20 protein-coding genes are annotated in these 23,300 nt (G+C 72.2%); 6 read left to right on the top strand and 14 right to left on the bottom strand.

The features are described 5' to 3' along the window. Nucleotides 1-9 precede the first annotated feature (9 nt). The 3 genes from AB0C36_RS18370 to AB0C36_RS18360 all read right to left on the bottom strand — a co-directional run bounded on the left by AB0C36_RS18370 (nt 10) and on the right by AB0C36_RS18360 (nt 6,037). On the bottom strand, nt 10-1,791 hold the full coding sequence (locus AB0C36_RS18370; RefSeq protein WP_358355240.1) for a serine/threonine-protein kinase: 1,782 nt from the start codon (nt 1,789-1,791) through the stop codon (nt 10-12). 131 nt (nt 1,792-1,922) lie between these two features. Continuing rightward, the gene (locus AB0C36_RS18365) at nt 1,923-4,082 is read right to left on the bottom strand and encodes a serine/threonine-protein kinase (protein WP_358355238.1); all 2,160 of its coding nucleotides are present in this window, start codon (nt 4,080-4,082) and stop codon (nt 1,923-1,925) included. A 245-nt stretch (nt 4,083-4,327) separates the two neighbouring features. After that, nucleotides 4,328-6,037 carry a glycerol-3-phosphate dehydrogenase/oxidase gene (locus tag AB0C36_RS18360; protein WP_358355236.1) on the bottom strand — a complete coding sequence of 570 codons (1,710 nt, stop codon included), beginning with the start codon at nt 6,035-6,037 and terminating at the stop codon, nt 4,328-4,330. 263 nt (nt 6,038-6,300) lie between these two features. On the opposite strand from AB0C36_RS18360, the gene AB0C36_RS18355 reads away from it, so the two are divergent. Both AB0C36_RS18355 and AB0C36_RS18350 read left to right on the top strand, forming a co-directional pair. Then, the gene (locus tag AB0C36_RS18355; RefSeq protein WP_358355234.1) at nt 6,301-7,248 is read left to right on the top strand and encodes an HAD family hydrolase; all 948 of its coding nucleotides are present in this window, start codon (nt 6,301-6,303) and stop codon (nt 7,246-7,248) included. Between the two features lie 89 nt (nt 7,249-7,337). Continuing rightward, nucleotides 7,338-9,074 carry a serine/threonine-protein kinase gene (locus AB0C36_RS18350; protein WP_358355232.1) on the top strand — a complete coding sequence of 579 codons (1,737 nt, stop codon included), beginning with the start codon at nt 7,338-7,340 and terminating at the stop codon, nt 9,072-9,074. An 81-nt stretch (nt 9,075-9,155) separates the two neighbouring features. On the opposite strand, the gene AB0C36_RS18345 is transcribed toward AB0C36_RS18350, so the two are convergent. The 6 genes from AB0C36_RS18345 to AB0C36_RS18320 all read right to left on the bottom strand — a co-directional run bounded on the left by AB0C36_RS18345 (nt 9,156) and on the right by AB0C36_RS18320 (nt 14,348). Continuing rightward, entirely contained in the window at nt 9,156-9,479 is a 324-nt protein-coding gene (locus tag AB0C36_RS18345) for a hypothetical protein (RefSeq protein WP_358355230.1), read from the bottom strand. A gap of 309 nt (nt 9,480-9,788) precedes the next feature. Then, entirely contained in the window at nt 9,789-10,904 is a 1,116-nt protein-coding gene (locus AB0C36_RS18340) for a GuaB3 family IMP dehydrogenase-related protein (RefSeq protein ID WP_358355228.1), read from the bottom strand. A 159-nt stretch (nt 10,905-11,063) separates the two neighbouring features. Next, nucleotides 11,064-12,566, bottom strand: a complete 1,503-nt coding sequence (gene guaB / locus AB0C36_RS18335) for an IMP dehydrogenase (RefSeq protein ID WP_358355226.1) — start codon at nt 12,564-12,566, stop codon at nt 11,064-11,066. A 249-nt stretch (nt 12,567-12,815) separates the two neighbouring features. After that, nucleotides 12,816-13,040 carry a hypothetical protein gene (locus tag AB0C36_RS18330; protein WP_358355224.1) on the bottom strand — a complete coding sequence of 75 codons (225 nt, stop codon included), beginning with the start codon at nt 13,038-13,040 and terminating at the stop codon, nt 12,816-12,818. Beyond that, the gene (gene shbA / locus AB0C36_RS18325; protein ID WP_358355273.1) at nt 13,037-13,630 is read right to left on the bottom strand and encodes an RNA polymerase sigma factor ShbA; all 594 of its coding nucleotides are present in this window, start codon (nt 13,628-13,630) and stop codon (nt 13,037-13,039) included. Before shbA ends, AB0C36_RS18330 begins: the two co-directional genes overlap by 4 nt. A gap of 106 nt (nt 13,631-13,736) precedes the next feature. Next, the gene (locus AB0C36_RS18320; protein WP_235054757.1) at nt 13,737-14,348 is read right to left on the bottom strand and encodes a response regulator transcription factor; all 612 of its coding nucleotides are present in this window, start codon (nt 14,346-14,348) and stop codon (nt 13,737-13,739) included. A gap of 565 nt (nt 14,349-14,913) precedes the next feature. Here AB0C36_RS18320 and AB0C36_RS18315 point away from each other — a divergent pair. Next, a complete protein-coding gene (locus AB0C36_RS18315; RefSeq protein WP_281468958.1) occupies nt 14,914-15,225 on the top strand; it encodes a WhiB family transcriptional regulator in 312 nt (103 codons plus the stop codon). A 152-nt stretch (nt 15,226-15,377) separates the two neighbouring features. Here AB0C36_RS18315 and AB0C36_RS18310 read toward each other — a convergent pair whose 3' ends face one another. The 3 genes from AB0C36_RS18310 to groES all read right to left on the bottom strand — a co-directional run bounded on the left by AB0C36_RS18310 (nt 15,378) and on the right by groES (nt 18,510). Further along, the gene (locus AB0C36_RS18310; protein ID WP_358355221.1) at nt 15,378-16,187 is read right to left on the bottom strand and encodes an SDR family oxidoreductase; all 810 of its coding nucleotides are present in this window, start codon (nt 16,185-16,187) and stop codon (nt 15,378-15,380) included. A gap of 243 nt (nt 16,188-16,430) precedes the next feature. Next, a complete protein-coding gene (gene groL / locus AB0C36_RS18305; protein WP_358355219.1) occupies nt 16,431-18,062 on the bottom strand; it encodes a chaperonin GroEL in 1,632 nt (543 codons plus the stop codon). A gap of 139 nt (nt 18,063-18,201) precedes the next feature. After that, on the bottom strand, nt 18,202-18,510 hold the full coding sequence (groES, locus tag AB0C36_RS18300) for a co-chaperone GroES (protein WP_235054761.1): 309 nt from the start codon (nt 18,508-18,510) through the stop codon (nt 18,202-18,204). A 555-nt stretch (nt 18,511-19,065) separates the two neighbouring features. On the opposite strand from groES, the gene AB0C36_RS18295 reads away from it, so the two are divergent. From AB0C36_RS18295 to AB0C36_RS18285, 3 genes are all read left to right on the top strand, one after another. Then, nucleotides 19,066-19,665 carry a GNAT family N-acetyltransferase gene (locus AB0C36_RS18295; protein ID WP_358355217.1) on the top strand — a complete coding sequence of 200 codons (600 nt, stop codon included), beginning with the start codon at nt 19,066-19,068 and terminating at the stop codon, nt 19,663-19,665. A gap of 149 nt (nt 19,666-19,814) precedes the next feature. Further along, entirely contained in the window at nt 19,815-20,111 is a 297-nt protein-coding gene (locus tag AB0C36_RS18290) for a hypothetical protein (RefSeq protein WP_358355215.1), read from the top strand. A gap of 105 nt (nt 20,112-20,216) precedes the next feature. Beyond that, nucleotides 20,217-21,395 (top strand): THUMP-like domain-containing protein, encoded by a 1,179-nt coding sequence (locus AB0C36_RS18285; RefSeq protein ID WP_358355213.1) that lies wholly within the window; start codon nt 20,217-20,219, stop codon nt 21,393-21,395. Between the two features lie 19 nt (nt 21,396-21,414). Here the strand turns inward: AB0C36_RS18285 and AB0C36_RS18280 are convergent, their stop codons facing one another. Further along, complete coding sequence (locus AB0C36_RS18280) at nt 21,415-22,389, bottom strand: polysaccharide deacetylase family protein (RefSeq protein ID WP_358355211.1); 975 nt, start codon at nt 22,387-22,389, stop codon at nt 21,415-21,417. A gap of 592 nt (nt 22,390-22,981) precedes the next feature. Further along, a complete protein-coding gene (locus tag AB0C36_RS18275; RefSeq protein WP_358355209.1) occupies nt 22,982-23,248 on the bottom strand; it encodes a hypothetical protein in 267 nt (88 codons plus the stop codon). Between the last annotated feature and the right edge of the window lie 52 nt (nt 23,249-23,300).

Genomic DNA, 23,300 nt, shown 5'->3' with positions numbered 1-23,300 from the left:
GATCTGAGGTCAACTGGTTGGTGTGAAGCTGGACTTCGCCGCGTCGAACACGCCGCGCACGATCACCGTCGCGCTGACGGGGCCGGAGACCCAGAAGTCGTACATGCGGACGCCGTCGGTGTAGCGGAGGTTCACCGACCGGCGCGGCGTACCCGAGTCGTTCCAGGTGAACTCCCAGAGGCAGCCGGGCATGCCGTTGTGGGTGCTCACGGCGAGCTGCATGCGCACGTAGCCGGGGTACGCCGCGGTCGCCGACGAACCGGTGCCGCCCGCGTCCTGGGCGGCGAGGTCGGCGCACGGGTCGCCGGAGGTGTCCACCGGGTCGAGGCGCAGGCCGAGCCGCGTGACGTTGCCAGGCGACCGGTAGAACACCCGGTCGCCGTCCGTATGCGGGCCGGACCAGCCGTCCGGCACCAGGACGCTGAACCCCGGGTCGGCCACCCGGTGGTACCCGGGGCGCGTGACCGAGCCGGTGCCGCCGGGCGGGGTGGCGGGCGGCGTACTCACGGGATCCGCCGGGCCCTGGCCGCCGCCCGCCTTGGGCGCGGAATCCACCAGGCCGTCCGGGTCGCCGTCGGCCGGGTCGCCGGCTCTGCCCGACGCGGCCGACGATGCGCCCCGGCCCTCGTCCGAGCCGTCGTTCCAACTGTCACCGACGAGCTTGACGCCGGTGCCGGCCGCCGCCGCGATCAGCAGCAGGGCCAGCGCCGACACCATCAGCCGGGTACGCCGTGCCGTGCCCCGGGCCCCCACTTGCGCCCCCACCCGCGGCGGTACGGCGGGTACCGGGGGCGGGCCACCCACGGGGGCGGGTCGGCCACGGTCGCCGTTCGGGGAGGCGTACCAGTCGGTCTGTTCGACGGCCGAAGCCGTGACCGCTTCTTCCGGAGGCATGCCGGACGGCCCGGGCAGGTCGGCGTCCTCGTCGACCCGTTCGGCGGGAGCGGCTTCGGGGCAGCCGTCCGGCCCGCCGAACCCCGCCTCCGCGAGCATGCGCAAGGCGCCGTCCGCCGTCAGGCGCCGGTCCGGATCGGGCTCCAGCAGCCCGGCCAGCACGCCGACGAGCGGCCCCGCGTGCCGGGGCGGGTCGAACGTCCCGTCCAACACCGCCTGCAGCGTGGCGAATTCACCGTTGCGGCGGAAGGGCGAGCGGCCTTCGAGCATCTCGTACATGGTCGCGCCGAGGGACCACAGGTCGGAGGCCGGCCCTGGGCGGAGCCCCTGCGCGCGCTCCGGCGCCATGTACTCCAACGTGCCGATGGTCGTGCCCGTCGCGGTGATCGTCGTCGTCCCGACGAGCGTCGCGATGCCGAAGTCGGTGAGGACCGCGCGGCCGTCGTGCGACAGGAGCACGTTGCCGGGCTTGACGTCGCGGTGCACGACCGAGGCGGCGTGCACGGCCCGGAGCGCTTCGAGGAGCTGCCGGGTGATGCGGGCGGCGTCGCGTGCCGGGAGGCGGCCCTCGTCGAGGTCGTCCGCGAGGGTGCGGCCGACGACCAGTTCCATGATGATCCACGGGCGGCCGTCGTCCTCGACGACGTCGTGGACGCCGACCACGTTGGGGTGCGAGACGAGTGCCGCGGCCCTGACCTCCCGCATGGCGCGGGCCGAGCGCCGGGCGCGCTCCTCGTCGTCGAGATCGTCGGGTACGCGCAGTTCCTTCATCGCCACGACCCGATCCAGCACCGTGTCGTACGCGCGCCACACCGTCCCCATGCCGCCCCGGCCCAGCATCTCCGCCGGCCGGTAGCGTCCCGCGACCGTCCGGTCGCCGGTCGGACCACCCGTCATGCCGATTCCTGCCCCGCTCGTGACCGTCCCCGGCGGCCACCGTACTCACATCAGTCACACAAGCGCCGCACAACTGTGCGGGAACAGGACGGCATCCGGGCGGCAACCGGGCGGCAACGGGCACCAAGCGGTCAGCGCACGATCGAGAGATTGTCCTTGGCGTGCTCGAAGTAGGCGCCGGCCGTCGGCCACAGTTCCTCGCGGCAGCGCACGGTCATCCAGTAGCGCACGCCGTCGGCGGTCCGGACGACCAGGTCCTTGCCGTGGAAGGACGCGCCTTCGGGGCCGCGCCACACGTACTCCCACTCGGCGGCGTCGTGGCCCCGGTAGTCCATCGAGGCCAGCTCGACGCGCCGATAGCCCTCGCTGTCGCGGTAGTCGCGCGAGGCGAGCGTGCCGTGCTCGCGGTGCAGCACCGACTCCTCGGGCGGCATGACGATGCCGCGGTCGACGGTGACGGTCACCGAGATCAGGCGGTCCGGGTCGTAGACCGACAGGCCGGCCTCGGTCGGCGTGCAGCTCCAGCCCTCCGGGACGGGCAGCGCGAACCCGAGCCCCGATCCGGTGCGCAGCCGCCGCAGCACCGCCCCGTCGATCAGCGGGCCGAGCACCAGGCAGCCCCCGACCAGGGCGAGCACCCAGACCAGGTCCGGTTCGATGTCGAGCAGTTGCAGCGCGCCGCCGCCGATGACGCCGGCGAGCATCGCGGCCGGGACCGATCTGGACAACCTTCGGTGCGGCAGGACGAGCCACACGCCGAGGACGGCCGCGAGCAGCGAGATGGTGTACATCCCGGCCCATGTGCCGTAATTGGCCAGCCACTTCGCCATGGCGGCGCTGACGATCGCGACGATGACCAGGACCGTGGCCCAGTGCCGGATCCACCAGCGCGGCCAGCGGCGGTAGCGGGCGCGGAAGCCGCCGCCGCGACGGGCGCGGGCCCGGGCCCGTCGCCCCGGCTTGCGTTCCGGCGCCTCGGTGCCGGTGCCGGGGTCGTCGACGTCGGCGGCCGGGACGGTCTCGCCGGTGCGGGTGCGTTGGACCCGCATGTTGGTCTGGGTGACGTCGGCACGCGCTCCGTCGTGCGCCGCGTCGGCGGCGGGTCCGCTCCCGGCGGTGGCGCCCGTACGGGTCCCCTTGCCCGTCCCGGCCCCTGCGCCCACGCCGGTCCCGGTGCCCGTGCCCGTGCCGGTCCCCGGCGCGGTGCCGGTGTCGGTACTGCTCCCGGCCCCGGCGGCGGTGCCCGTCCCGAGTGCGCTCCCCCGGCCGGTACGCCCGGTGGCATGACCGCGCCGGGCCGCCGGGTCGGTGACCGAGTGCCGTACGCCCGTACCGCCGCCGTTCGACGACGCGTCGCGCCCGGCCGTACCCGGGTGCAGCGCGTGGCGCCGCGCGGCGGGGTGCCGGGCCCGCCCCGGAAACGTGCGCGCTCCGCCGGACGCCCCGGTGGATGACGCCGCGGGAGCCGCCTCCGCCGCCTCGATCAGGCGTTCGCGCAGCAGCGGCGACGCGGCGCGGGCGGTGGGGTCCTGCACGAGGACGGACCGCAGCGCGGGCATCAGCACCCCGGCGTGGTCCAGGTCGGGAAAGCGCGCCGTGGCGACCGCGGCCAGCGTGGCGGCGTGCGTGGCGCGGCGGTACGCGGGCCGGCCCTCGACCGCCTCGTACAGCGTCACGCCAAGCGACCACAGGTCGGCCGGCGGTCCCGGCATCTGCCCGTCCACCTGCTCGGGAGCCAGGTACTCGGGCGAGCCGACCAGGGCGCCGACCTGGGTGAGGGTGGCGCTGTCCTCGACCGAGGCGACGCCGAAGTCGGTGAGCACCACGCGTCCGTTGCGGGCCAGCAGCACGTTGGCGGGCTTGACGTCGCGGTGCAGCACGCCGGCCTCGTGGGCGGCGTCGAGCGCGGACAGCAGGCGCAGGCCCATCTCGGCGACCTGGCCGGGCGGCAGCGGGCCGTCCTTCTCGATCTCCTGGGCGAGCGAGAGGCCGCGGACCAGCTCCATGACGATCCAGGGGCGGCCGTCCTCCTCGACGACGTCGAAGATCGTGACGACGTTGGGGTGGTCGATGCGCGCCGCGGCGCGCGCCTCGCGCAGCATGCGGGCGCACAGCGTGCCGCGCTCGTCGTCGTCGACGTGGGCCGGGACCCTGAGTTCCTTGACCGCGACGTGCCGGTCGAGGACCTCGTCGAGCGCACTCCACACCGTGCCCATGCCGCCGCGTCCGAGGCGTTCCCGCAGCCGGTACCGGCCCGCGAGCACGCGCCCGTCGGACTCGGGGTCGGTCATGCGCGTCTCCTGTGGTGGTTTGCGCGGCTCTTCCAGTCAACCACCCCCGCGGGCGGTTGGCGGGCTGCTCCCACCCGCAATTCCCACCAAAACCCCTGACAGTTCGTCAGGTCGGCACCGCCCGAGCGGCACCGCCGATCGGCATGGCCCGTCGGCGTGGCGAGAACGGCACAGCCGGCCGACACAGCCCGATCAACACAGCCCGATCGACGCGGCACGAGGGCACCGCCGGGCGTGCGGCGCCGTCAGGCCAGCGGCACGACTTCCTCCGCGCCCATCCGCACCGCGTCGGCCGTACGGTCGTCCGGCTGCTCCTGCGACTCGCGCTCGGCCTCGACGCGCTTGAGGTAGTAGTCCACCTCGCGGCGCACCTGCTCCTCCGTCCAGCCCAGCGCGGGGGCCATCAGGCGCGCGCACTCCTCGGCGACGCGCACGCCGCGGTCGAACGTCTCGATCGAGATCCGCGTGCGGCGGTCCAGCACGTCGTCCAGGTGCAGCGCGCCCTCGTGGGTGCAGGCGTACACGACCTCGGCGCGCAGGTAGTCGTCGGCGCCGTCGAGCGGCTGGCCGAGCGCCGCGTCGCCGTCGACGATGGCCAGCACCTCGTCGACGAGCGACCCGTACCGGTTCAGGAGGTGCTCGACCCGTGCCACGTGCAGCCCGCTGCGCGCGGCGATCGCGGTACGCGCGTTCCACAGCGCGTGGTACCCCTCGGCCCCGGCCAACGGCACCGTCTCCGTGCAACTGGCCGCCACCTTGCGGTCCAGGCCGTGCACGGCCGCATCGACCGCGTCGGCGGCCATCACGCGGTACGTCGTGTACTTGCCGCCCGCAACGACCACCAGCCCCGGGACCGGATGGGCCACGGTGTGCTCGCGTGACAGCTGGCTGGTCGCGTCCGACTCGCCGCGCAGCAGGGGGCGCAGGCCCGCGTACACGCCCTCGACGTCCTCGCGGCTGAGCGGCACGGCGAGCACCGCGTTGACGCGCTCCAGCAGGTATTCGATGTCGGTGCGGCTCGCCGCGGGGTGCGACTTGTCGAGGTCCCAGTCGGTGTCGGTGGTGCCGATGATCCAGTGCCGGCCCCACGGGATCACGAACAGCACGGACTTCTCGGTGCGCAGGATCAGGCCGGTCGAGGAGTGGATGCGGTCCTTGGGCACGACCAGATGGATGCCCTTGGACGCGCGCACGTGGAACTGCCCGCGCTCGCCGACCATCGCCTGCGTCTCGTCGGTCCACACGCCGGTCGCGTTGACCACCTGCCGGGCACGGATGTCGTACGTGCGGCCCTGCTCGACGTCCCGCACGTGCACGCCGACCACGCGCTCGCCCTCGCGCAGGAAGCCGGTCACCGTCGCGCGGGAGGCGACATGCGCGCCGTAGCCGGCGGCGGTGCGCACCAGCGTCATGGTGTGCCGCGCGTCGTCCACCTGGGCGTCGTAGTACTGCACGGCGCCGACGAGGGCGTCCTTGCGCAGCGCGGGGGCCAGGCGCAGCGCGCGTCGGCGGGAGAGGTGGCGGTGGCCCGGCAGCCCGCGGGTGTGGCCGGAGGACATGCCCATCGTGTCGTAGAGCGCGACGCCCGAGCCGACGTACGCCCGTTCCCACGCGTGGTGTTGCAGCGGGTACAGGAACGGCACCGGGCGGACCAGGTGCGGCGCGAGGCGCTGGACCATGAGGCCGCGCTCGCGCAGGGCCTCGCGCACCAGCGCGAAGTCCAGCATCTCCAGATAGCGCAGGCCGCCGTGGATGAGCTTGCTGGAGCGGCTGGAGGTGCCCGAGGCCCAGTCGCGCGCCTCCACCAGGCCCACACTCAGGCCGCGCGTGACGGCGTCGAGGGCGGTCCCCGCGCCGACCACGCCCCCGCCGACCACGACGACGTCCAGTTCCGCCTCGGACATCCGGTACAGCGCGTCCTCGCGCGCCCGCAACCCCAACGCCGTCGTCCTCAACGCGTCGTCACCCGCTCCCGTTCGTCGTCGTGCGCACCCGCCGGGCGCGTGCCGTGCCACTGGGCACGTCCCCGATGCATGTCCCCGATCATCACCCGCGCGCGCCTTTGCCGCGCGGAGGCGGCACCGCAGGTGCGCCCCGCCCGTGCCGCGGGCGCCCGTACCCGCGGTCCTCTATACCCCGGTCGGGTGAACTTCCCGTGAGCCGCGCAGTACCGTCGGACGACGGCCGGCGAGAGCACCGCCACCGAGAGCGAGGACCCGTGACCGCCGCGGCAACCCCGGCAGGAACGCCCGGCTCCCCGGAACCGGGGTGGCCCGGGCAACCCGGCGAGCCCCTCGGCAGGCGCCCGCTGATCGTGTGCGACCTCGACGGGACGCTGCTGCGGCCCGACGCGACCGCCTCGGCCTACACGCGGCGCACCCTCAACCGCCTGGCCGCCGCAGGGGTGGCGCTGACCATCGCGACCGCACGCGGGATGCCGTCGATCCGCGCCCTGCTCGCGGGTGTCGAACTTCCGCTTCCGGTCGTGGAGTTGGGTGGGAGCTACATCTCCGACGCGGTTACCGGGGAGCACTTCGTCAACCATACGCTCGACCGTGAGGTGACCGTCGCACTCGTCGACGCGCTGGCGGTCTCGGGCATCGAGCCGACGCTGACGAGTTGGGACGGTACGGCCGACCACGTGGACTTCGGGGAACTCGGCAACGACAGCGTGCGGTGGTTCCACGACGAGAAGGCCGCGCTCGGCGACCCGCGGCTGCGGTACTGCCCGGACTTCCGGGCGCTGGCGAGGTCCGCCCAGGTGGTGCTGGTACGCCTGGCCGCGCCGCACGACGACGCCGAACGGGTCGGCAAGCTGATCGCCGCGGCATGCGGGGACCGGGCCGCGGTGCTGGCGATCAGGAACGACTACTGCCCGGGGTGGACGGAGTTCAGCGTGACCGCGCCCACCGCCGACAAGGGCACGGCGGTACGCGGCTTGCGCGAGCGCCTGGGGCACACCGGGCCGCTGGTGGTGTGCGGGGACCACCTCAACGACCTGTCGATGTTCGCAGTCGCGACCGCGCCCCAGGACAGGCGGATCGTGCCGTCCGGCGCGCACCCCGACGTACTGGCCCTCGCCACGGATGTGACCGGTCCGAGCGACGCGGACGGAGTGGCACGGTACTTGGCGTCCGCGTACCTGGCGGAGACCGCGGAGGGCTAGACGCGGCGGACCGCCCTCCTGCCCCGGACCGCGTCCCGCCTGGCAAGGTGGCCCTCTGCGCAGTCACGAACATTTCCGGAGAGTGGTGCATGAACGGGGACGCGGCGAACAGCCGGCGCGTCGGCGACGGCCGTTTCGAACTCGTCGAACGCCTCGGCAGGGGCGCCATGGGCACGGTCTGGCGCGCCGTGGACACCACGCTGCACCGCGAGGTGGCCATCAAGGAGGTCCGCGTCCGCGAGGACGCCCCCGCCGACCAGATCGCCCTTCTGCACGCCCGCGTCCTGCGCGAGGCGCAGGCCCTCGCCCGCCTCCGCAACCCGCACGTGGCGACCGTGCACCAGATCGTCGACGACGAGCCGTTCCCGTGGATCGTCATGGAGCTGGTCCCCGGACAGCCGCTCACCTCGCTGCTCGCGGAGGGCACGCTCACGCCGCACGACGCCGCCGGCGTCGCGGCCGACATCCTCGAAGCGCTGACCGCCGCACACGACGCGGGCGTCCTGCACCGCGACGTCAAGCCCGCGAACGTCCTGATCCGCCCCGACGGCGCCGCCGTCCTCGTCGACTTCGGCATCGCCGCCGTCGAGGGCACCGCCACGGTCACCGGAACCGGCTCCTTCGTCGGCACGATCGAGTACATAGCGCCCGAGCGCACGGAAGGCCGCCGCCCGACGCCCGCGTCCGACCTGTGGTCGCTCGGCGTCCTGCTGTACGTCGCCGTCGAGGGCTACAGCCCGTTCCGCCGCCCGAACGACTGGGCGACCATCACCGCGATCGTCAACGACCCGCACGCACCGCCGCGCAGGGCGGGCGAACTCACCGACGTGATCGACGCGTTGCTCGCCAAGGACCCGCGGCACCGACCCACCGCCGCCGAGTTGGCGCCGCGGCTCGCCGCGATCGCGGGGCGTACCGCGGGTACGGCGGGTACAGCGGGTACGGCTCCGTCGGGCGGCACACGCGAAGTCCCGGACGCCGTCGAACCGAGTGCCGACCCGATTGCGGCCACCGGGACGCCCGCCGCGCCCCGGCCCGACGTACTCCCCACGGTCACCGGCGGTCCGCCGCCCGACCCCGGCACACCGCCCGGCAACGGCACCCTGCCGGGCGCCGGCACCACCGCGCCCCGGGACCCCGCGCCGCCGCGACCGGGCCGAGTCCGGCGCGTCATCCTCGCGGTGGCCGTCGGAGCGGTCCTCGCCGGCGGCGGCACAGCCGCCGGCCTGATGCTGGCCGACGGTGACGACGAGGGCGCGAAGTCCCAGGGCCCGCCCACCCCGACGGCGCCCGGAACGAGCTCCGGCTCGGCACCTTCGGCACCCCCGTCGTCCCGGACGTCGCCCGCACCGGTCCCCGATTCGCGGCCGGCCGTCCCCGAGGGCTTCAAGCGGCAGACCGACACCGAGGGCATCGAGGTCGCGGTCCCGGCGAACTGGCGGCTCGGCCGGGACGACTCGGGAGACATCGCGTACAAGTCGCCCGACGGCCGCTACCTCATCGTCGTACGCGCGCTCCGCGGCGACACCGCGGACCCCTTCGCCGAGCAGTCGGCCTCCGCGACCGAGACCAAGGCCTCGCCGTCCTACCCCGGCTATGAGCAACTGACGCTCTCCCGCCGGAGCGACCCGGGAGACAGCGCCGCCGTGTGGGACTACCGGTACCGGGCGCCGGACGGCCCGCGCGCGGTCCGGGACATCCGATGGCGGAGCGGCGACAACAGCTACAACCTGTGGGTGGTCGGTCCCGAGACGGACGACTGGTCCCAGTACGAGGACCTGCTCGACGTCGCCGTCGAACAGTTCCGGGACACCCGGGCCGGCTGACCCGCGGCGGCTGCCCCGGACCGCCGTACATGCACCGCTGCTTCTCGCAGCGCCGTTCCTCGGGGCCGCCGTTCCTCGCGCCTACGCCCGCCCGGGCGCCGACTTGAGCCACGTCGCGACGGTCGCCGCCAGGATGAGGAGCAGCACGTACGCGCCCACGAGTTGGCTGACCAGGCCGTCGTCCGGACGCGTGAACACGAGCACCAGCTCCACCGCCGACGCGACCGCGAAACCGAGCCACCACCGGTGGTCGGCCGAGCCGCGGGGCTGCCGGTAGGCCCAGTACGCGAACGGCAGCCACGCGCCGAACCCGATGGTCACGACGGGCACCAGCGTCCAGACCACCCGATGCCACAACGGGAGGTCGCGCGGCGAACCGGACGGGTCCACGGACGGTCTGCTCACGGTCTCCCCCTCAAGGCACCACGGCTGGCGCACAACGTACCGTCCCCCGCCACGCGGGTAGGCGGTAAGCGGAAGACTGCCCGCCCACTCGAACTATTGCCCGGCGTAAAGCCGTTGACGCATCGTCAGGACGCGGTGGAGAAATGCCGGCATCCGGTGCCGCAAACGCGCGCTCCCGCCGACCGGCCCTCCGCAAAGGCGGGGGCGCGGGTGGCGGGAGCGGGTACTCGGGGGGCCTGCGGCGACGTCAGTGCCACCGCAATGTCAGTGCTCAGCGCGTCGGTACTCGGCGCTTCGGTACTCGGCGCTTCAGTGCTGCGGCGAAACCGTCACCTCGACCTGCTGGAACTTCTTCAGGTCCGTGTAGCCGGTGGTCGCCATCGCCCGGCGCAGCGCGCCGAAGAGGTTCATGGAGCCGTCCGAGACGTGCGACGGGCCGTTCAGCACCTCCTCCAGCGTGCCGACGGCGCCGAGGTCCATGCGGCGGCCGCGCGGCAGTTCGGGGTGGTGGGCCTCCGAACCCCAGTGGTGGCCGCGGCCGGGGGCGTCGGTCGCGCGGGCGAGCGCCGAGCCGATCATGACGGCGTCCGCGCCGCACGCGACGGCCTTGGCGATGTCGCCGCTGGCGCCGACGCTGCCGTCCGCGATGACGTGCACGTACCGGCCGCCCGACTCGTCGAGGTAGTCGCGACGCGCCTCGGCGACGTCCGCGACCGCGGTCGCCATCGGCACCGCGACGCCGAGCACCCGGCGCGTGGTGTGCGCCGCACCGCCGCCGAAGCCGACCAGCACGCCCGCCGCGCCGGTGCGCATGAGGTGCAGCGCGCCCTGGTACGTCGCGCAGCCGCCGACGATCACCGGCACGTCGAGGTCGTAGATGAACTGCTTGAGGTTGAGCGGCTCGGTGCTGCCGGACACGTGCTCCGCGGAAACCGTGGTGCCGCGGATCACGAAGATGTCGACGCCCGCGTCGATGACCGCCTTGTGGTGCTGCGCGGTCCGCTGCGGCGACAGCGCCGCGGCCGTCACCACGCCCGCGTCGCGGATCTGCTTGATGCGCTGCCCGATCAGCTCCGCCTTGATCGGCTCGGCGTAGATCTCCTGCATCCGGCGGGTCGCGGTGGCCTCGTCGAGGGTGCCGATCTCCTCGAGCAGCGGGGTCGGGTCCTCGTAACGCGTCCACAGGCCTTCGAGGTTGAGCACCCCGAGGCCGCCCATGCGCCCGACGGCGATCGCCGTCTCCGGCGAGACCACGCTGTCCATCGGCGCGGTCAGGAACGGCAGCTCGAAGCGGTACGCGTCGATCTGCCAGGCGATCGAGACCTCTTCGGGGTCGCGCGTACGCCGGCTCGGGACGATGGCGACGTCGTCGAAGTGGAAGGCGCGGCGGCCCCGCTTGCCTCGACCGATCTCGACCTCAGTCACGTTGCGCCTCTCCTGCCGTCTGACCGTCGAACGGTGTGTCGTACCTGAACGGTGTGTCGTATCTGGGGAAATGCGGTGGTCATACGACCTGCCCGCGGACAAGCGTACGGGGCGGCCCGGAACCTCCGGTTCCCGACCGCCCCGAACGGAAAACCCGGCTCAGCGCGACGAGTAGTTCGGCGCCTCGACGGTCATGTTGATGTCGTGCGGGTGCGACTCGCGCAGGCCCGCGGAGGTGATCCGGACGAACCGGCCGCGCACCTTGAGGTCGGGGACGGTGGGCGCGCCCGCGTACCCCATCGACGCGCGCAGGCCGCCGATGAGCTGGTGCGCGACGGCCGCCAGCGGGCCGCGGTAGGGCACCTGGCCCTCGATGCCCTCGGGCACGAGCTTGTCCTCGGACAGCACGTCGTCCTGGAAGTAGCGGTCCTTGGAGAACGACTTGGCCTGGCCGCGTGACTGCATCGCACCCAGCGAGCCCATGCCGCGGTAGCTCTTGAACTGCTTGCCGTTGATGAAGATCAGCTCGCCGGGGCTCTCCTCGCAGCCCGCGAGCAGGCTGCCGAGCATCACGGTGTCCGCGCCGGCCGCGATGGCCTTCGCGATGTCGCCGGAGTACTGGAGGCCGCCGTCGCCGATGACCGGCACGCCCGCCGGGCCGCACGCCTGCGCGGCCTCGTAGATCGCGGTGACCTGCGGCGCGCCGACGCCGGCGACCACGCGCGTGGTGCAGATCGAGCCGGGGCCGACGCCGACCTTGACGCCGTCCACGCCCGCGTCGACGAGCGCCTGGGCGCCGTCGCGGGTGGCGATGTTGCCGCCCACGACGTCGACCTTGGTGTTGGCCTTGACCTTGGCGATCATGTCGAGGACGCCGCGCGAGTGGCCGTGCGCGCTGTCCACCACGATGAAGTCGACGCCGGCCTCGACCAGCGCCTGCACCCGGCGGAAGCTGTCGTCGCCGGTGCCGACCGCGGCGCCGACGACGAGTCGCCCGTCGGCGTCCTTGGTGGCGTACGGGTACTTCTCGCTCTTGACGAAGTCCTTGACGGTGATGAGCCCGCGCAGCCGGCCCCCGTCGTCGATCAGCGGCAGCTTCTCCACCTTGTGGCGGCGCAGCAGCTCCATCGCGTCCTGGCCGCTGATCCCGACCGGCCCGGTGACCAGCGGCATCGGCGTCATGACCTCGCGGACCCGGCGCGCGTGGTCCACCTCGAAGCGCAGGTCGCGGTTGGTGACGATGCCGAGCAGGCGGCCGTTCTCGTCGGTGACCGGGACGCCGCTGATGCGGTACCGCGCGCACAGGTCGTCGGCGTCGCGCAGGGACGCGTCCGGACCGATCGTGATCGGATCGATCACCATGCCGGCCTCGGAGCGCTTCACCAGGTCGACCTGGTTGGCCTGGTCCTCGATGGAGAGGTTGCGGTGCAGCACGCCGACGCCGCCCTGGCGGGCCATCGCGATCGCCATGCGCGACTCGGTGACGGTGTCCATCGCGGACGAGAGGAGGGGGATGCGCACGCTGATGTTGCGCGTCACCCGCGACGTGGTGTCGACCTCGCTCGGCACGACGTCGGACGCACCCGGCAGCAGGAGGACGTCGTCGTAGGTCAGCCCGAGCATCGCGAACTTCTCGGGTACGCCGTCGGCCGTGAGACTCATGACACCTTCCGGTTCCGGTTGGAAGTGATCGACTGGGAAGACCGACTGGAGCGACCCGATCGAGCCGACCGGCACTGCTGTGCGCCTCCGCCGCCTGGACCGCGGGAAAAACGACGGCTCCGCCGGGGCCGACCGCCGCGCACGCGGGTACGGCCGTCCCGGTGGTGTGCCGGTGGGATGGGGACCAATGCTACTCGGGTCCGGCGGTGCGCGGTCCCGGAGCGTCCGGTCGACCGCCTCGGCACCGCCTCAGCAGCGGTCCGTCACCGCCCGCCGCCCCCCGGGGACGGCGTCGACCTCGGCGAGCAGGGCGTGGAAGAGGCGCGCGAGCCGGTCGCCCTGCGGCCGCCCGTTGCGCAGCCGGAGCGTCTCCACCAGTTCGTCGTCACGGCGCAGGAGTCCGAGGTCCGCGAGGGCACGAGGGGTCGGTGTACCGACCCGCACTTGGCGCATCCCCGGGATCCCCGCGTTCACGCCGTCATCTCCTCCTCCGCCAGCGCGCGCAGTCGGGACAACGCACGGTGCTGTGCGACGCGTACCGCCCCTGGGGACATCCCCATGGCACGGCCGGTCTCCTCGGCGGACAGGCCGACGGCGACCCGCAGGACGAGGAGCTCGCGCAGGTTGTCGGGCAGCCGCCCGAGCAGGGCCCGGGCGTGCGCGGCGTCACTGCGGCGGACGACCTGGTCCTCGGGTCCGGGGTAGTCGTCGATCGCCTCGGGCAGGTCGCAGGTCGGCACGGCGGCCCGTACCGCGGCCCGCTGCACGTCCACGACCTTGTGTGCGGCGATGCCGAACACGAAGGCCTCGAACGGGCGCCCCTCGTCCCGGTACCGCGGCAGCGCCGACAGCACCGCAAGGCACACTTCCTGCGCCGCGTCGTCGGCGGCGTGCTCCGCCCCCGGCACCCGGCCGAGTCTCGCCCGGCAGTATCTGAGCACCAAAGGGCGCACGTACGCCAGCAGTTCATCGGTGGCCTGAAGGTCCCCCTGGACAGCCCGAACAACCACGGCACGCATGCCGTCATCCACCCGGCTGTCGGCCCTGTCCGGTCTGTCCGGCATGCGCTCGGCGATCCCGCCCATGAGATTCAGTATGCCGGTCCGCGGACCCTGCGGTTCGCCCCAGGTGTCGGCGACGGTCCTCCGCAGGGTCCCGGAACCACTCCGATCACCGCACGAGGCCCCAGCGGAAGCCGAGCGCGACCGCGTGCGCACGGTCCGACGCACCGAGCTTCTTGAAGAGCCTGCGGGCGTGGGTCTTCACGGTGTCCTCGGACAGGAACAGCTCGCGCCCGATCTCCGCGTTGCTCCGGCCGTGGCTCATGCCCTCCAGCACCTGGATCTCGCGTGCCGTCAGGGTCGGCGCCACACCCATGTCCGCGGAGCGCAGACGGCGCGGCGCCAGGCGCCACGTCGGGTCGGCGAGCGCCTGGGAGACGGTCGCGCGCAGTTCGGCGCGCGACGCGTCCTTGTGCAGGTAGCCGCGGGCGCCCGCGGCTACCGCGAGTGCGACGCCGTCGAGGTCCTCGGCCATCGTCAGCATGATCACCCTGGCACCGGGGTCGCCGGCCAGCAGCCGGCGCACCGCCTCGACGCCGCCGAGTCCGGGCATGCGCACGTCCATGAGCACGAGGTCGGAGCGCTCGGCGCCCCAACGGCGCAGCACCTCCTCGCCGCTCGTGGCCGTGGTCACCCGTTCGACGCCGGGGACCGTGGCCACCGCGCGCCGAAGGGTCTCCCGCACCAGCGGGGAATCGTCGCAGACCAGGACGGTCGTCATCGCCGGCCTCCGCAGCAGATCCGCGTCACGTTGAGCCTCCACGCCTGTACGTTCCGTTGCCTACGCGATCGGTGATCACCCGGTGTCCCAGAGTCTGTCCCCGCGCGTACACCTTGCGGGGTTCGAATCGCCGACCGCCTCACCCATCACCAACGACCGTCACCCGAAAGGGTTACGGGCTGGGGTCGCGGGTACTTCGGGGGCCGTGGGGCCCGCCGCTACCACAACGAGCCGACCCCATCCGAGGGCACGCCGACGCGGTGACCATTCCGGGCGACACCGCCTCACCCGCCCGTGGCAGGGCGCACCCGATGGTCATGACCACACATTTTTTACTGGTTTTCGCGCATAAGACCGATATATGCATGGAACTGATCATTCTGTGGCACTTTCGCACCATCGTTTGATCGCATGGTCAGGCCACCTCTTGCGGAGTCATCCGCACCAGTGACCGTGCCGACAGCAGAAGCGGCACCGCGAGAGGCACCAGAACCGGCATCACCAGCGGCAACGCAAGCGGAACAGCACGAACCCGCAATTTGCCCCTGAACACGAGGGACGACTCATGGCTGATTTCTCCCGGCTCCCCGGCCCGAACGCCGACCTGTGGGACTGGCAGCTGTCCGCCGCCTGCCGAGGCGTGGACAGCGCGCTGTTCTTCCACCCGGAGGGCGAACGCGGCGCGGCGAGGGTCGCTCGGGAAGCCGCGGCCAAGGAGGTGTGCCAACGTTGCCCGGTCCGCGTCCAGTGCGCGCAGCATGCGCTCGCGGTGCGCGAACCGTACGGCGTCTGGGGTGGGCTCACCGAGGACGACCGCGTCGAGATGGACGGTCGGCGCCGGATGCTCAACCGGACCGACGTGACCACCGCCGGCTGAGGGCCGGCGACCGACCACGCGAGAACGGCGGTGGCCCCGTCCCGAGGGGATCGGGACGGGGCCACCGCCTTCGCGTCAGGGTGTGCCGTCAGCGGCGTGCCGTCAGGGGCGTGCCGTCAGCGGGTGCCGTCAGAAGTGTGCGGCTGTGCGGCTCACATGCCGAAGGCGGACATGTCCAGCTCCCAGACGGCGGGCCAGTCCTTGCCGCGCAGCAGGGCGTCCGTACCGCCGTCGCAGAACACCACCGAGCCGACGAAGAACGTCGACTCCGGGCCCAGCAGGAACGCGGTCAGCGCCGCGATCTCCTCCGGCTTGCCGCCGCGTCCGACCGGCAGCGGGAACATCTTCATGCCCTCGGCGGTCAGCGGGTCGACCTTGCCGGCCGCGGTCATCGGCGTCTCGATGAGCCCCGGCGCGATCGCGTTGAGGCGGATGCCGGCGCCGATCCACTCCTCCGAAACCGCCTTGGCGCGCACGTAGTACGCGAGCGCGGCCTTGGACGCGGGGTACGACCCCATCATGTCCTTGTCCGCCGCCTCACGGGCACCCGCCTCGTCGCCGGCCAGGCACAGTTCCGCCAGCGCGGTGTCCCAGTTCGGCTGGCACGTGGTCGAGTTGGAGCTGATCATCACCACGGCCGGCTTCTCGGCCTTCGCGAGCAGCGGGCGCAGGCCCTCCAGCACCTCGACGGCACCGAAGTAGTTCACCGAGACGATCAGCGAGCCCGGGCGCCCGGTGGCCGCCGCGAGGCCCGCGAAGGGCGCGAAGCCGTCGAGGGAGTCGCCGGCCAGCTCGGTGACGCGCGCGACCGCCTCGGCGCGGCCCTCGGAAGTGGACAGGTCCACGTTGACGTCGCTGTCGCGCAGGTCGACGCCGATGACGCGGTGGCCGTCCGCCTCCAGGCGGGCCTTGGTGGCGGCGCCGAGGCCGGATGCCGCACCGGTGATCGCGTACGTCCCCATGGTTCTCCCTCTGTCCTGCTCTGTCCTGGCCTGACGGTATGTCAGATCTTGTGCAGTGCGCACTCTTCCAGATCCTGCTTCGGCACAGAAGGCCGAAAGGCCGAGGGCCCCGGGAACGCCGTGTGGCGTTCCCGGGGCCCTCGACTCGCGCGTGGCTCGTGCGCGAACGTGCTGCTCGCGTACGAGGCGCGCGTACTGCCCTGCTACCTGCTACCTGCTGCCCTGCGTCGGAGTCCGACGGTGTCAGTGGCTGTGGCCGTGGCCGCCGTGGCTGTGGCCGTGCGCAGCCTCCTGCTCGGCCGGCTTCTCGACGACCAGCGACTCGGTCGTGAGGAGCAGCGACGCGATGGACGCGGCGTTCTGCAGCGCGGAGCGGGTGACCTTGACCGGGTCGATGACGCCGGCCTTGAGCAGGTCGCCGTACTCGCCGGTCGCGGCGTTGAAGCCGTGGCCCACCTCGAGCTCCTGCACCTTGTTGACGATGACGTAGCCCTCGAGGCCCGCGTTCTCCGCGATCCAGCGCAGCGGCTCGACGGTCGCGCGGCGCACGACCGAGACACCGGTGGCGACGTCGCCGGTCAGGCCCAGGTTGTCGTCGAGCACCGAGGCCGCGTGCACGAGAGCGGCGCCGCCGCCCGCGACGATGCCCTCCTCGATGGCCGCGCGGGTCGCGGAGACCGCGTCCTCGAGACGGTGCTTCTTCTCCTTGAGCTCGACCTCGGTGGCCGCACCCACGCGGATCACGCACACGCCGCCGGCCAGCTTCGCGAGGCGCTCCTGGAGCTTCTCGCGGTCCCAGTCGGAGTCGGTGTTCTCGATCTCGGCCTTGATCTGGCGGACGCGGTCCGCGATCGCGGCCGAGTCGCCCGCACCGTCGACGACCGTGGTGGCGTCCTTGGTGATGGTGACGCGGCGCGCCGTACCGAGGACCTCCAGGCCCGCCTGGTCCAGCTTGAGGCCGACCTCGGGAGCGATGACCTGGCCGCCGGTCAGGATGGCCATGTCCTCCAGCATCGCCTTGCGGCGGTCGCCGAAGCCCGGGGCCTTGACCGCGACGGCGTTGAACGTGCCGCGGATCTTGTTGACGACCAGCGTCGACAGGGCCTCGCCCTCGATGTCCTCGGCGACGATCAGCAGCGGCTTGTTGCCGCCCGCCTGGATGACCTTCTCCAGGATCGGGAGCAGCTCGGCGATCGCCGAGATCTTGCCCTGGTTGATGAGGATGTAGGGCTCCTCCAGGACCGCTTCCATGCGCTCCTGGTCGGTGACCATGTACGGCGACAGGTAGCCCTTGTCGAACTGGAGGCCCTCGGTGAACTCCAGCTCCAGGCCCATGGTGTTCGACTCTTCGACGGTGATGACACCGTCCTTGCCGACCTTGTCCATGGCCTCGGCGATCAGCTCGCCGATCTGGCGGTCCTGCGCGGACAGCGCGGCGACGTTGGCGATGTCCTCCTTGCCGTCGATCGCGCGGGCGGTGCCGAGCAGTTCGTCCGACACGGCCTTGACCGCGGCGTCGATGCCCTTCTTGAGGTCCATCGGCGCGGCACCGGCGGCGACGTTGCGCAGGCCCTCGCGTACCAGCGCCTGGGCGAGCACGGTCGCGGTGGTCGTACCGTCACCCGCGATGTCGTTGGTCTTGGTCGCCACCTCCTTCGCGAGCTGGGCGCCGAGGTTCTCGTACGGGTCGTCGAGCTCGACCTCGCGGGCGATGGTCACACCGTCGTTGGTGATCGTCGGCGCGCCGAACTTCTTGTCGATGACGACGTTGCGGCCCTTGGGGCCGATCGTCACCTTGACCGCGTCCGCGAGCGCGTTGACGCCGCGCTCCAGCGAACGGCGGGCGTGCTCGTCAAACTGAAGAATCTTGGGCATGGGATGTGAGTCCTCTTGTTCCTTCGTCCTCAAGCCTGCATGTACGGGCCGCCAACGACGCCGCCCCGGGCGCCCCAGTCGGGGTGCCCGGGGCGGGTCGATGAATCAGCGGCCCAGAACGACGTCTAGAGCCGCGATGTCACTTCTCGATGATCGCGAGAACGTCGCGCGCCGAGAGGACGAGGTACTCCTCGCCGTTGTACTTCACCTCGGTGCCGCCGTACTTGCTGTACAGGACGACATCGCCGACCTTCACGTCGAGCGGCAGGCGCTGCCCGTCCTCGAAGCGGCCGGGGCCCACGGCCAGGACGACGCCCTCCTGGGGCTTCTCCTTCGCCGTGTCCGGAATGACCAGGCCCGAGGCCGTGGTCTGCTCGGCCTCGAGCGTCTGGACCACGATGCGGTCCTCAAGCGGCTTGATGGCAACCTTGGTGCTGGCGGTCGTCACGATCCGACCTCCCCCTTCGGAGATCTCACGGGGTAATTGTCAGGTGGCGACCAGGTAAGCCCGTCGTCGCGGGTGCCGGACCTGCCCGTCGCGTTGGCACACTCATAGGGAGAGTGCCAATGCAGACCCTAGGGTCCGCTTAGCACTCCGTCAACTAGAGTGCCAACGCGCGCCGCCCGGATCCCCCCTTGGGGGGAAGCGCAGGGCACCTCCGCCGGACACCGCTTGGGCCGCCCCTGGGCCGTGATCTTGGGGCGCGATCGTGGGAGTCGGCCCGTCGACGGCCCTGCTCGTATGCTCCCGGCTGGGCCTGCCCGTGCGCCAGATACTCGCCATATGACAGGCACCGGAGGCCGGGACGAAGCGCGGAGTCGGCCGCGAAGAAGTTCTTCAGTGCGTAATCCCGTGGGCCTTCATGACGGAAAATCTGCTCATGACAAGGGGTATCGGGTGCTTTGCACGGGTGAGTCCTGACGGGCCGGCCCGATTGCGGAAGTGACAAGGGCGGTGCAATTGCGTCGCGGGTGGGCTGTCCCGCGATTTACTCTCGCGGGCATGACGTCACGTGATGCGCCTGGAAGCTGCCGGATCGCTCTTGATGGGGCCGGGGTGGTGATCCGGGAGGAGACCGGTGACGATCACCGCGATGTGCGCGACGTTCACAGGCGGGCTTTCGGTGGCGACGAGCGGATTCCGGGGCTCGTGGAGGCACTTCGCGTTGCGGAGGCTGCGTTGGCGCCGATGTCCTTTGTCGCCGTCGTCGACGACCGGATCGTCGGGCACGTCCTGCTGAGCGCTACGCGGTTGGACGCTCCGCGCCGGATCGTGGACGTCCTGTCGCTGTCACCGTTGGGCGTGGCTCCGGAGTTCCAGCGCCAGGGCGTCGGTACGCAGCTCATCGCCCACGCCCTCGAAGCGGCCGACAACCAGGGGGTGCCGTTGGTGTTTCTGGAGGGTTCGCCGCAGTACTACGGCACGCGCGGCTTCGAGCGCGCCGGTGCGGTGGGCTTTCGTTCGCCGTCGCTGCGTATTCCGGACGCCGCTTTTCAGGTGGCCCGGTTGTCCGCTCACGAGCCGTGGATGACGGGAACTTTTGTGTATTCAGAGGCTTTTTGGGCATTCGACTGCGTCGGCCTGCGTGACCCTGCGGGCTGAGGGAATGCCCGACTCGACCCTCGCACATCCGGAAGGTGCCCGGCCGGGGGCGGTCGCTCGTTCGGGTCAGGCTGAGGGGCGGGTTGCGGCGTGTGGTGTTCGACTTGGCTGGATCGGGGGATCAGTGTCCGCGTTCCAGGGAGTGCACCATGGCGATCGTCGTTGTCTTCGAGTTCCCCGGCATGACTCAGGCGCAGTACGAGGGAAGCGCCGAGAAGGTGACGGGCGGACGCGGGGCGGTGACGAGCCTTTCCGACTGGCCCGTGCCGGGGATCATTTCGCACACCGCCGCGCCCACCGCCGACGGATGGCTCGTCGTCGACGTGTGGGAGTCGGAGGAAGCGTTCCAGCGGTTCGGTGAGTTCATCATTCCGGCGCTGGAGGAACTCGGCGTGGCGGACGCGCAGCCGAGGATCTACCCCGCCCACACCGTGGTCACCGGCTAGTCGGTACGGCAGGTTTCGGGTCGAGGGGCGGCCGGCATGGGTCGAAGTGCTCGGGTCGGCTGACGTACGTATCCGGCCGGCGGGGGCGGCACGGAGAATGTGGGGGTGGACGTCGAGGGATTTGCGCGGTTGTTGTCGGCCAAGGGGCGCGGGCTGCTCGCGGAGTTGGCGGAGTATCGGCCCGCCGACGAGTTGGCGTGGGCGACACGGCTGCGGCGGGCGCATGAGCCGGAGTTGGTCGCCGCGGCGCTGACGCAGGCCCGGTTGCGGCAGCGCGGGCGGGCGAAGTTCGGGGACGACGCGGCGCGCATGTTCTTCACGCCCGACGGGGTCGAGCAGTCCACCCGGGCCGAGGTCGCGGCGCACCGGGCCGCGCGGATCGCGGCGGCCGGGGTCACTCGGGCGGCGGACCTGTGCTGCGGGATCGGTGGGGACGCGCTGGCGCTGGCGCGGGCGGGGGTACGCGTGGTCGCGGTCGACATGGACCCGCTCACGTGCGCGGTTGCGCAGGCCAATGCGGAGGCGCTGGGCCTGGCGGAGATGGTCGAGGTGCGGTGCGACGACGTCACGCGGGTCGCGCTGGACGGGTTCGACGCGGCGTTTCTGGATCCGGCGCGGCGGACCGCGCGGGGACGGGTGTTCGATCCGGAGGCGTACTCGCCGCCGCTGTCGTTCCTCGACGAGTTGGCCTCGCGCGTACCGTGCGGTGCCGCGAAAGTCGCGCCCGGGATTCCGCACGAGGTCGTGCCCGACGGGATGGCCGCCGAATGGGTGTCGTACGGCGGCGACGTGAAGGAGGCGGTCCTGTGGTGGGGCCGGCTCGCGGACGGCGAAGGGCGGTTGCGCGCCACGCTGTTGCCGGGCGGTGCCTCCCTGGCGGCCGACGACGCACGCCAGGCGCCCGACGGTCCGGTGGCGCGCTACCTGTACGAGCCGGACGGCGCCGTCATCCGCGCGCACCTGGTCGCCGAGGTCGCGGAGGAGGTGGGCGGGTCACTGGTCGACCCGATGATCGCGTACATCACGGCGGACACGCTGGTGGAGACGCCGTTGGCGACGGCGTACGAGCTGACGGATGTGCTTCCGTTCAACCTGAAGAAGCTGAAGGCCCTCGTACGCGAGCGCGGGATCGGCAGCCTGACCGTCAAGAAGCGCGGTTCGGCGGTCGAGCCCGAGGAGGTGCGCAAGCGCGTGAAGCCGAGCGGGCCGGGGGCCGCGACGGTGTTCCTGACGCGCGTCGCGGGGGCGCCGACGATGCTGGTCGGGCGGCCGGTCGGGCGGTAAGGACCGGGCCGGGGGTCCGTCAGACGTAGTCCTCGAGACGCGCGACGGTGAAGCCCTGTGCCTGGATCTTGCGGAGCAGGTTGGCCATCATCTGCGTCATCGTCTTGCCCTTGAGGTCCGAGGGCCCGCGGAAGTGCGCCAGGATGATGTCGCCGGGCTTCAACTGCTTGTCGGCGTCGAGGTATTGCATGTCGCTGATTTGCATCGACTCGCGCCACAGCACGATCGCGCCGACGCCGCACTGGCCGGCGACCTGCTCGGTGGTCGCGTTGTAGTTCCCGAACGGCGGGCGGAACAGGTACGGCCGTACCCCGTACTCCTGTTCGATCCGGTCCTGGTTGCCGCAGATCTCGCGCTTCTGCGCCTCCGCGTCCAGCGTGCGCAGGTTCGGGTGGTCGAGCGTGTGGTTCTGCACCGAGTGGCCCATGTCCTGCAACTTCCGGAAGTACTCCGGGTCCTGGCGCACATAGCTGTCGTTCAGGAACATCGTGAACGGCACGTTCATGTCCCGCGCCATCTCCAGGAACTTCGGGTCCTTCTCGGCGCCGTCGTCGATGGTGATGAACACGATTTTCTGGTCGGTCGGCACGCTCTTGATGACCGGCGGCGCGGCGGGGTTCGCCTTCACCGGCTTGGTCGCGGGCGGCGCGGGGGCGGCCAGGAAGGGCTGGAGGCCCCACCTGGCGGCCTTGGCGGCGGCATCGCCGGGCGGTGGCGCGGCGGGCCCGCCGCCGGGCGGTACGGCGGCCTGAGTCCCCTGCGGGGCCGGTGCGGCCTGGGTGGTCCCGCCCGCGGACCCGGGGCCGGGAGCGACCCCGTCGGCCCCGAACGGCTTGTGCTCGCCCGACTCGCCACCGCAGGCGGAGAGCACGAGGGCGGACACCAGGACGAGGACCGCCGCCGCACGCCTGCCCGCGCCGCCGCTCGTAAGGCCACGCGTACGGCCTCCTACGCGGCCGACCACCGGGCCGTCCGCCCGAACTCGTGTACCCACCGCCACCGTTCCCGCGCCTTTCCGTCGTTCTGGCGGCCACTCCGGCCACCCGCACTCGACCACACCGGCCGACGCTCGAACTTACCGACGCCGCGCCCGCCGACGCCCGCGCTTGTCCACACCTGCAATCGTTGACTGTCCGCACCTGCCGACGGTCCGCCCCCGGCGACCGCCCGCCCATGTCGCGGCGCGCGCACGGCGTGCGCACCGGGCGCACAACCTCCGTACGCGCCGCGCCCGCGCATCGGTTGCCTCGAAACTTCACCCGCTTGCGGCGATCCGTCCGGAAGATGCCGTCTTAAGCTACGCCACGCGCATACACCATCACCCATATGACAGGTACGGGAATGTCGATACGGGTGTAAACAGCAGGGTGACCGGGGCACACTCAAGTCCTGAAGGCATGGCTCGTGCGGCGGCGCGATGCCATGAGTGCGGCCGTCCCGCCCCCGGCTTGTGATTCGGCCTCCTCGCCGGGGGCGGGTACGGAGTCCGGGATTCCGGACCGACCCGCCCACCGCGGCGGCCGCCGCCCACCTTCACGGCACCAGGAGATGACGAGGACACCCCGCGCCCACGACGGGGCGCGGGGTCAGCGTTGCACCTGCTCGAAGTCCCACTCGTGCGGCGGCCGGGCGACCAGATCGCGCGGCGGGTCGGGCAGCCCCGAGGGCTCGCCCGTCCACAGGCTGATGACCACGACCCTGCTGTCCGCGCTGCGGAAGACCTCGACGCGTTCGAGGCCCGAGGTGCCCTCCAGGGACGGCAGGGCCGTCGCGTACACCCAGTCCACCAGCGCGTCGCCGCTGCCCGGGTTCGCCTTCGCCTCCCACATCGTGGCCGTGATGCGCGCGGTCATGGACCGCCCCCTCCCTGTCGGTTCCCCGTCGGTACGTTCACCCGGGCACACA

The organism is Streptodolium elevatio (assembly GCF_040649515.1).
Classification (GTDB): domain Bacteria; phylum Actinomycetota; class Actinomycetes; order Streptomycetales; family Streptomycetaceae; genus Yinghuangia; species Yinghuangia elevatio.
This window is presented reverse-complemented; position numbering and strand designations above follow the sequence as displayed.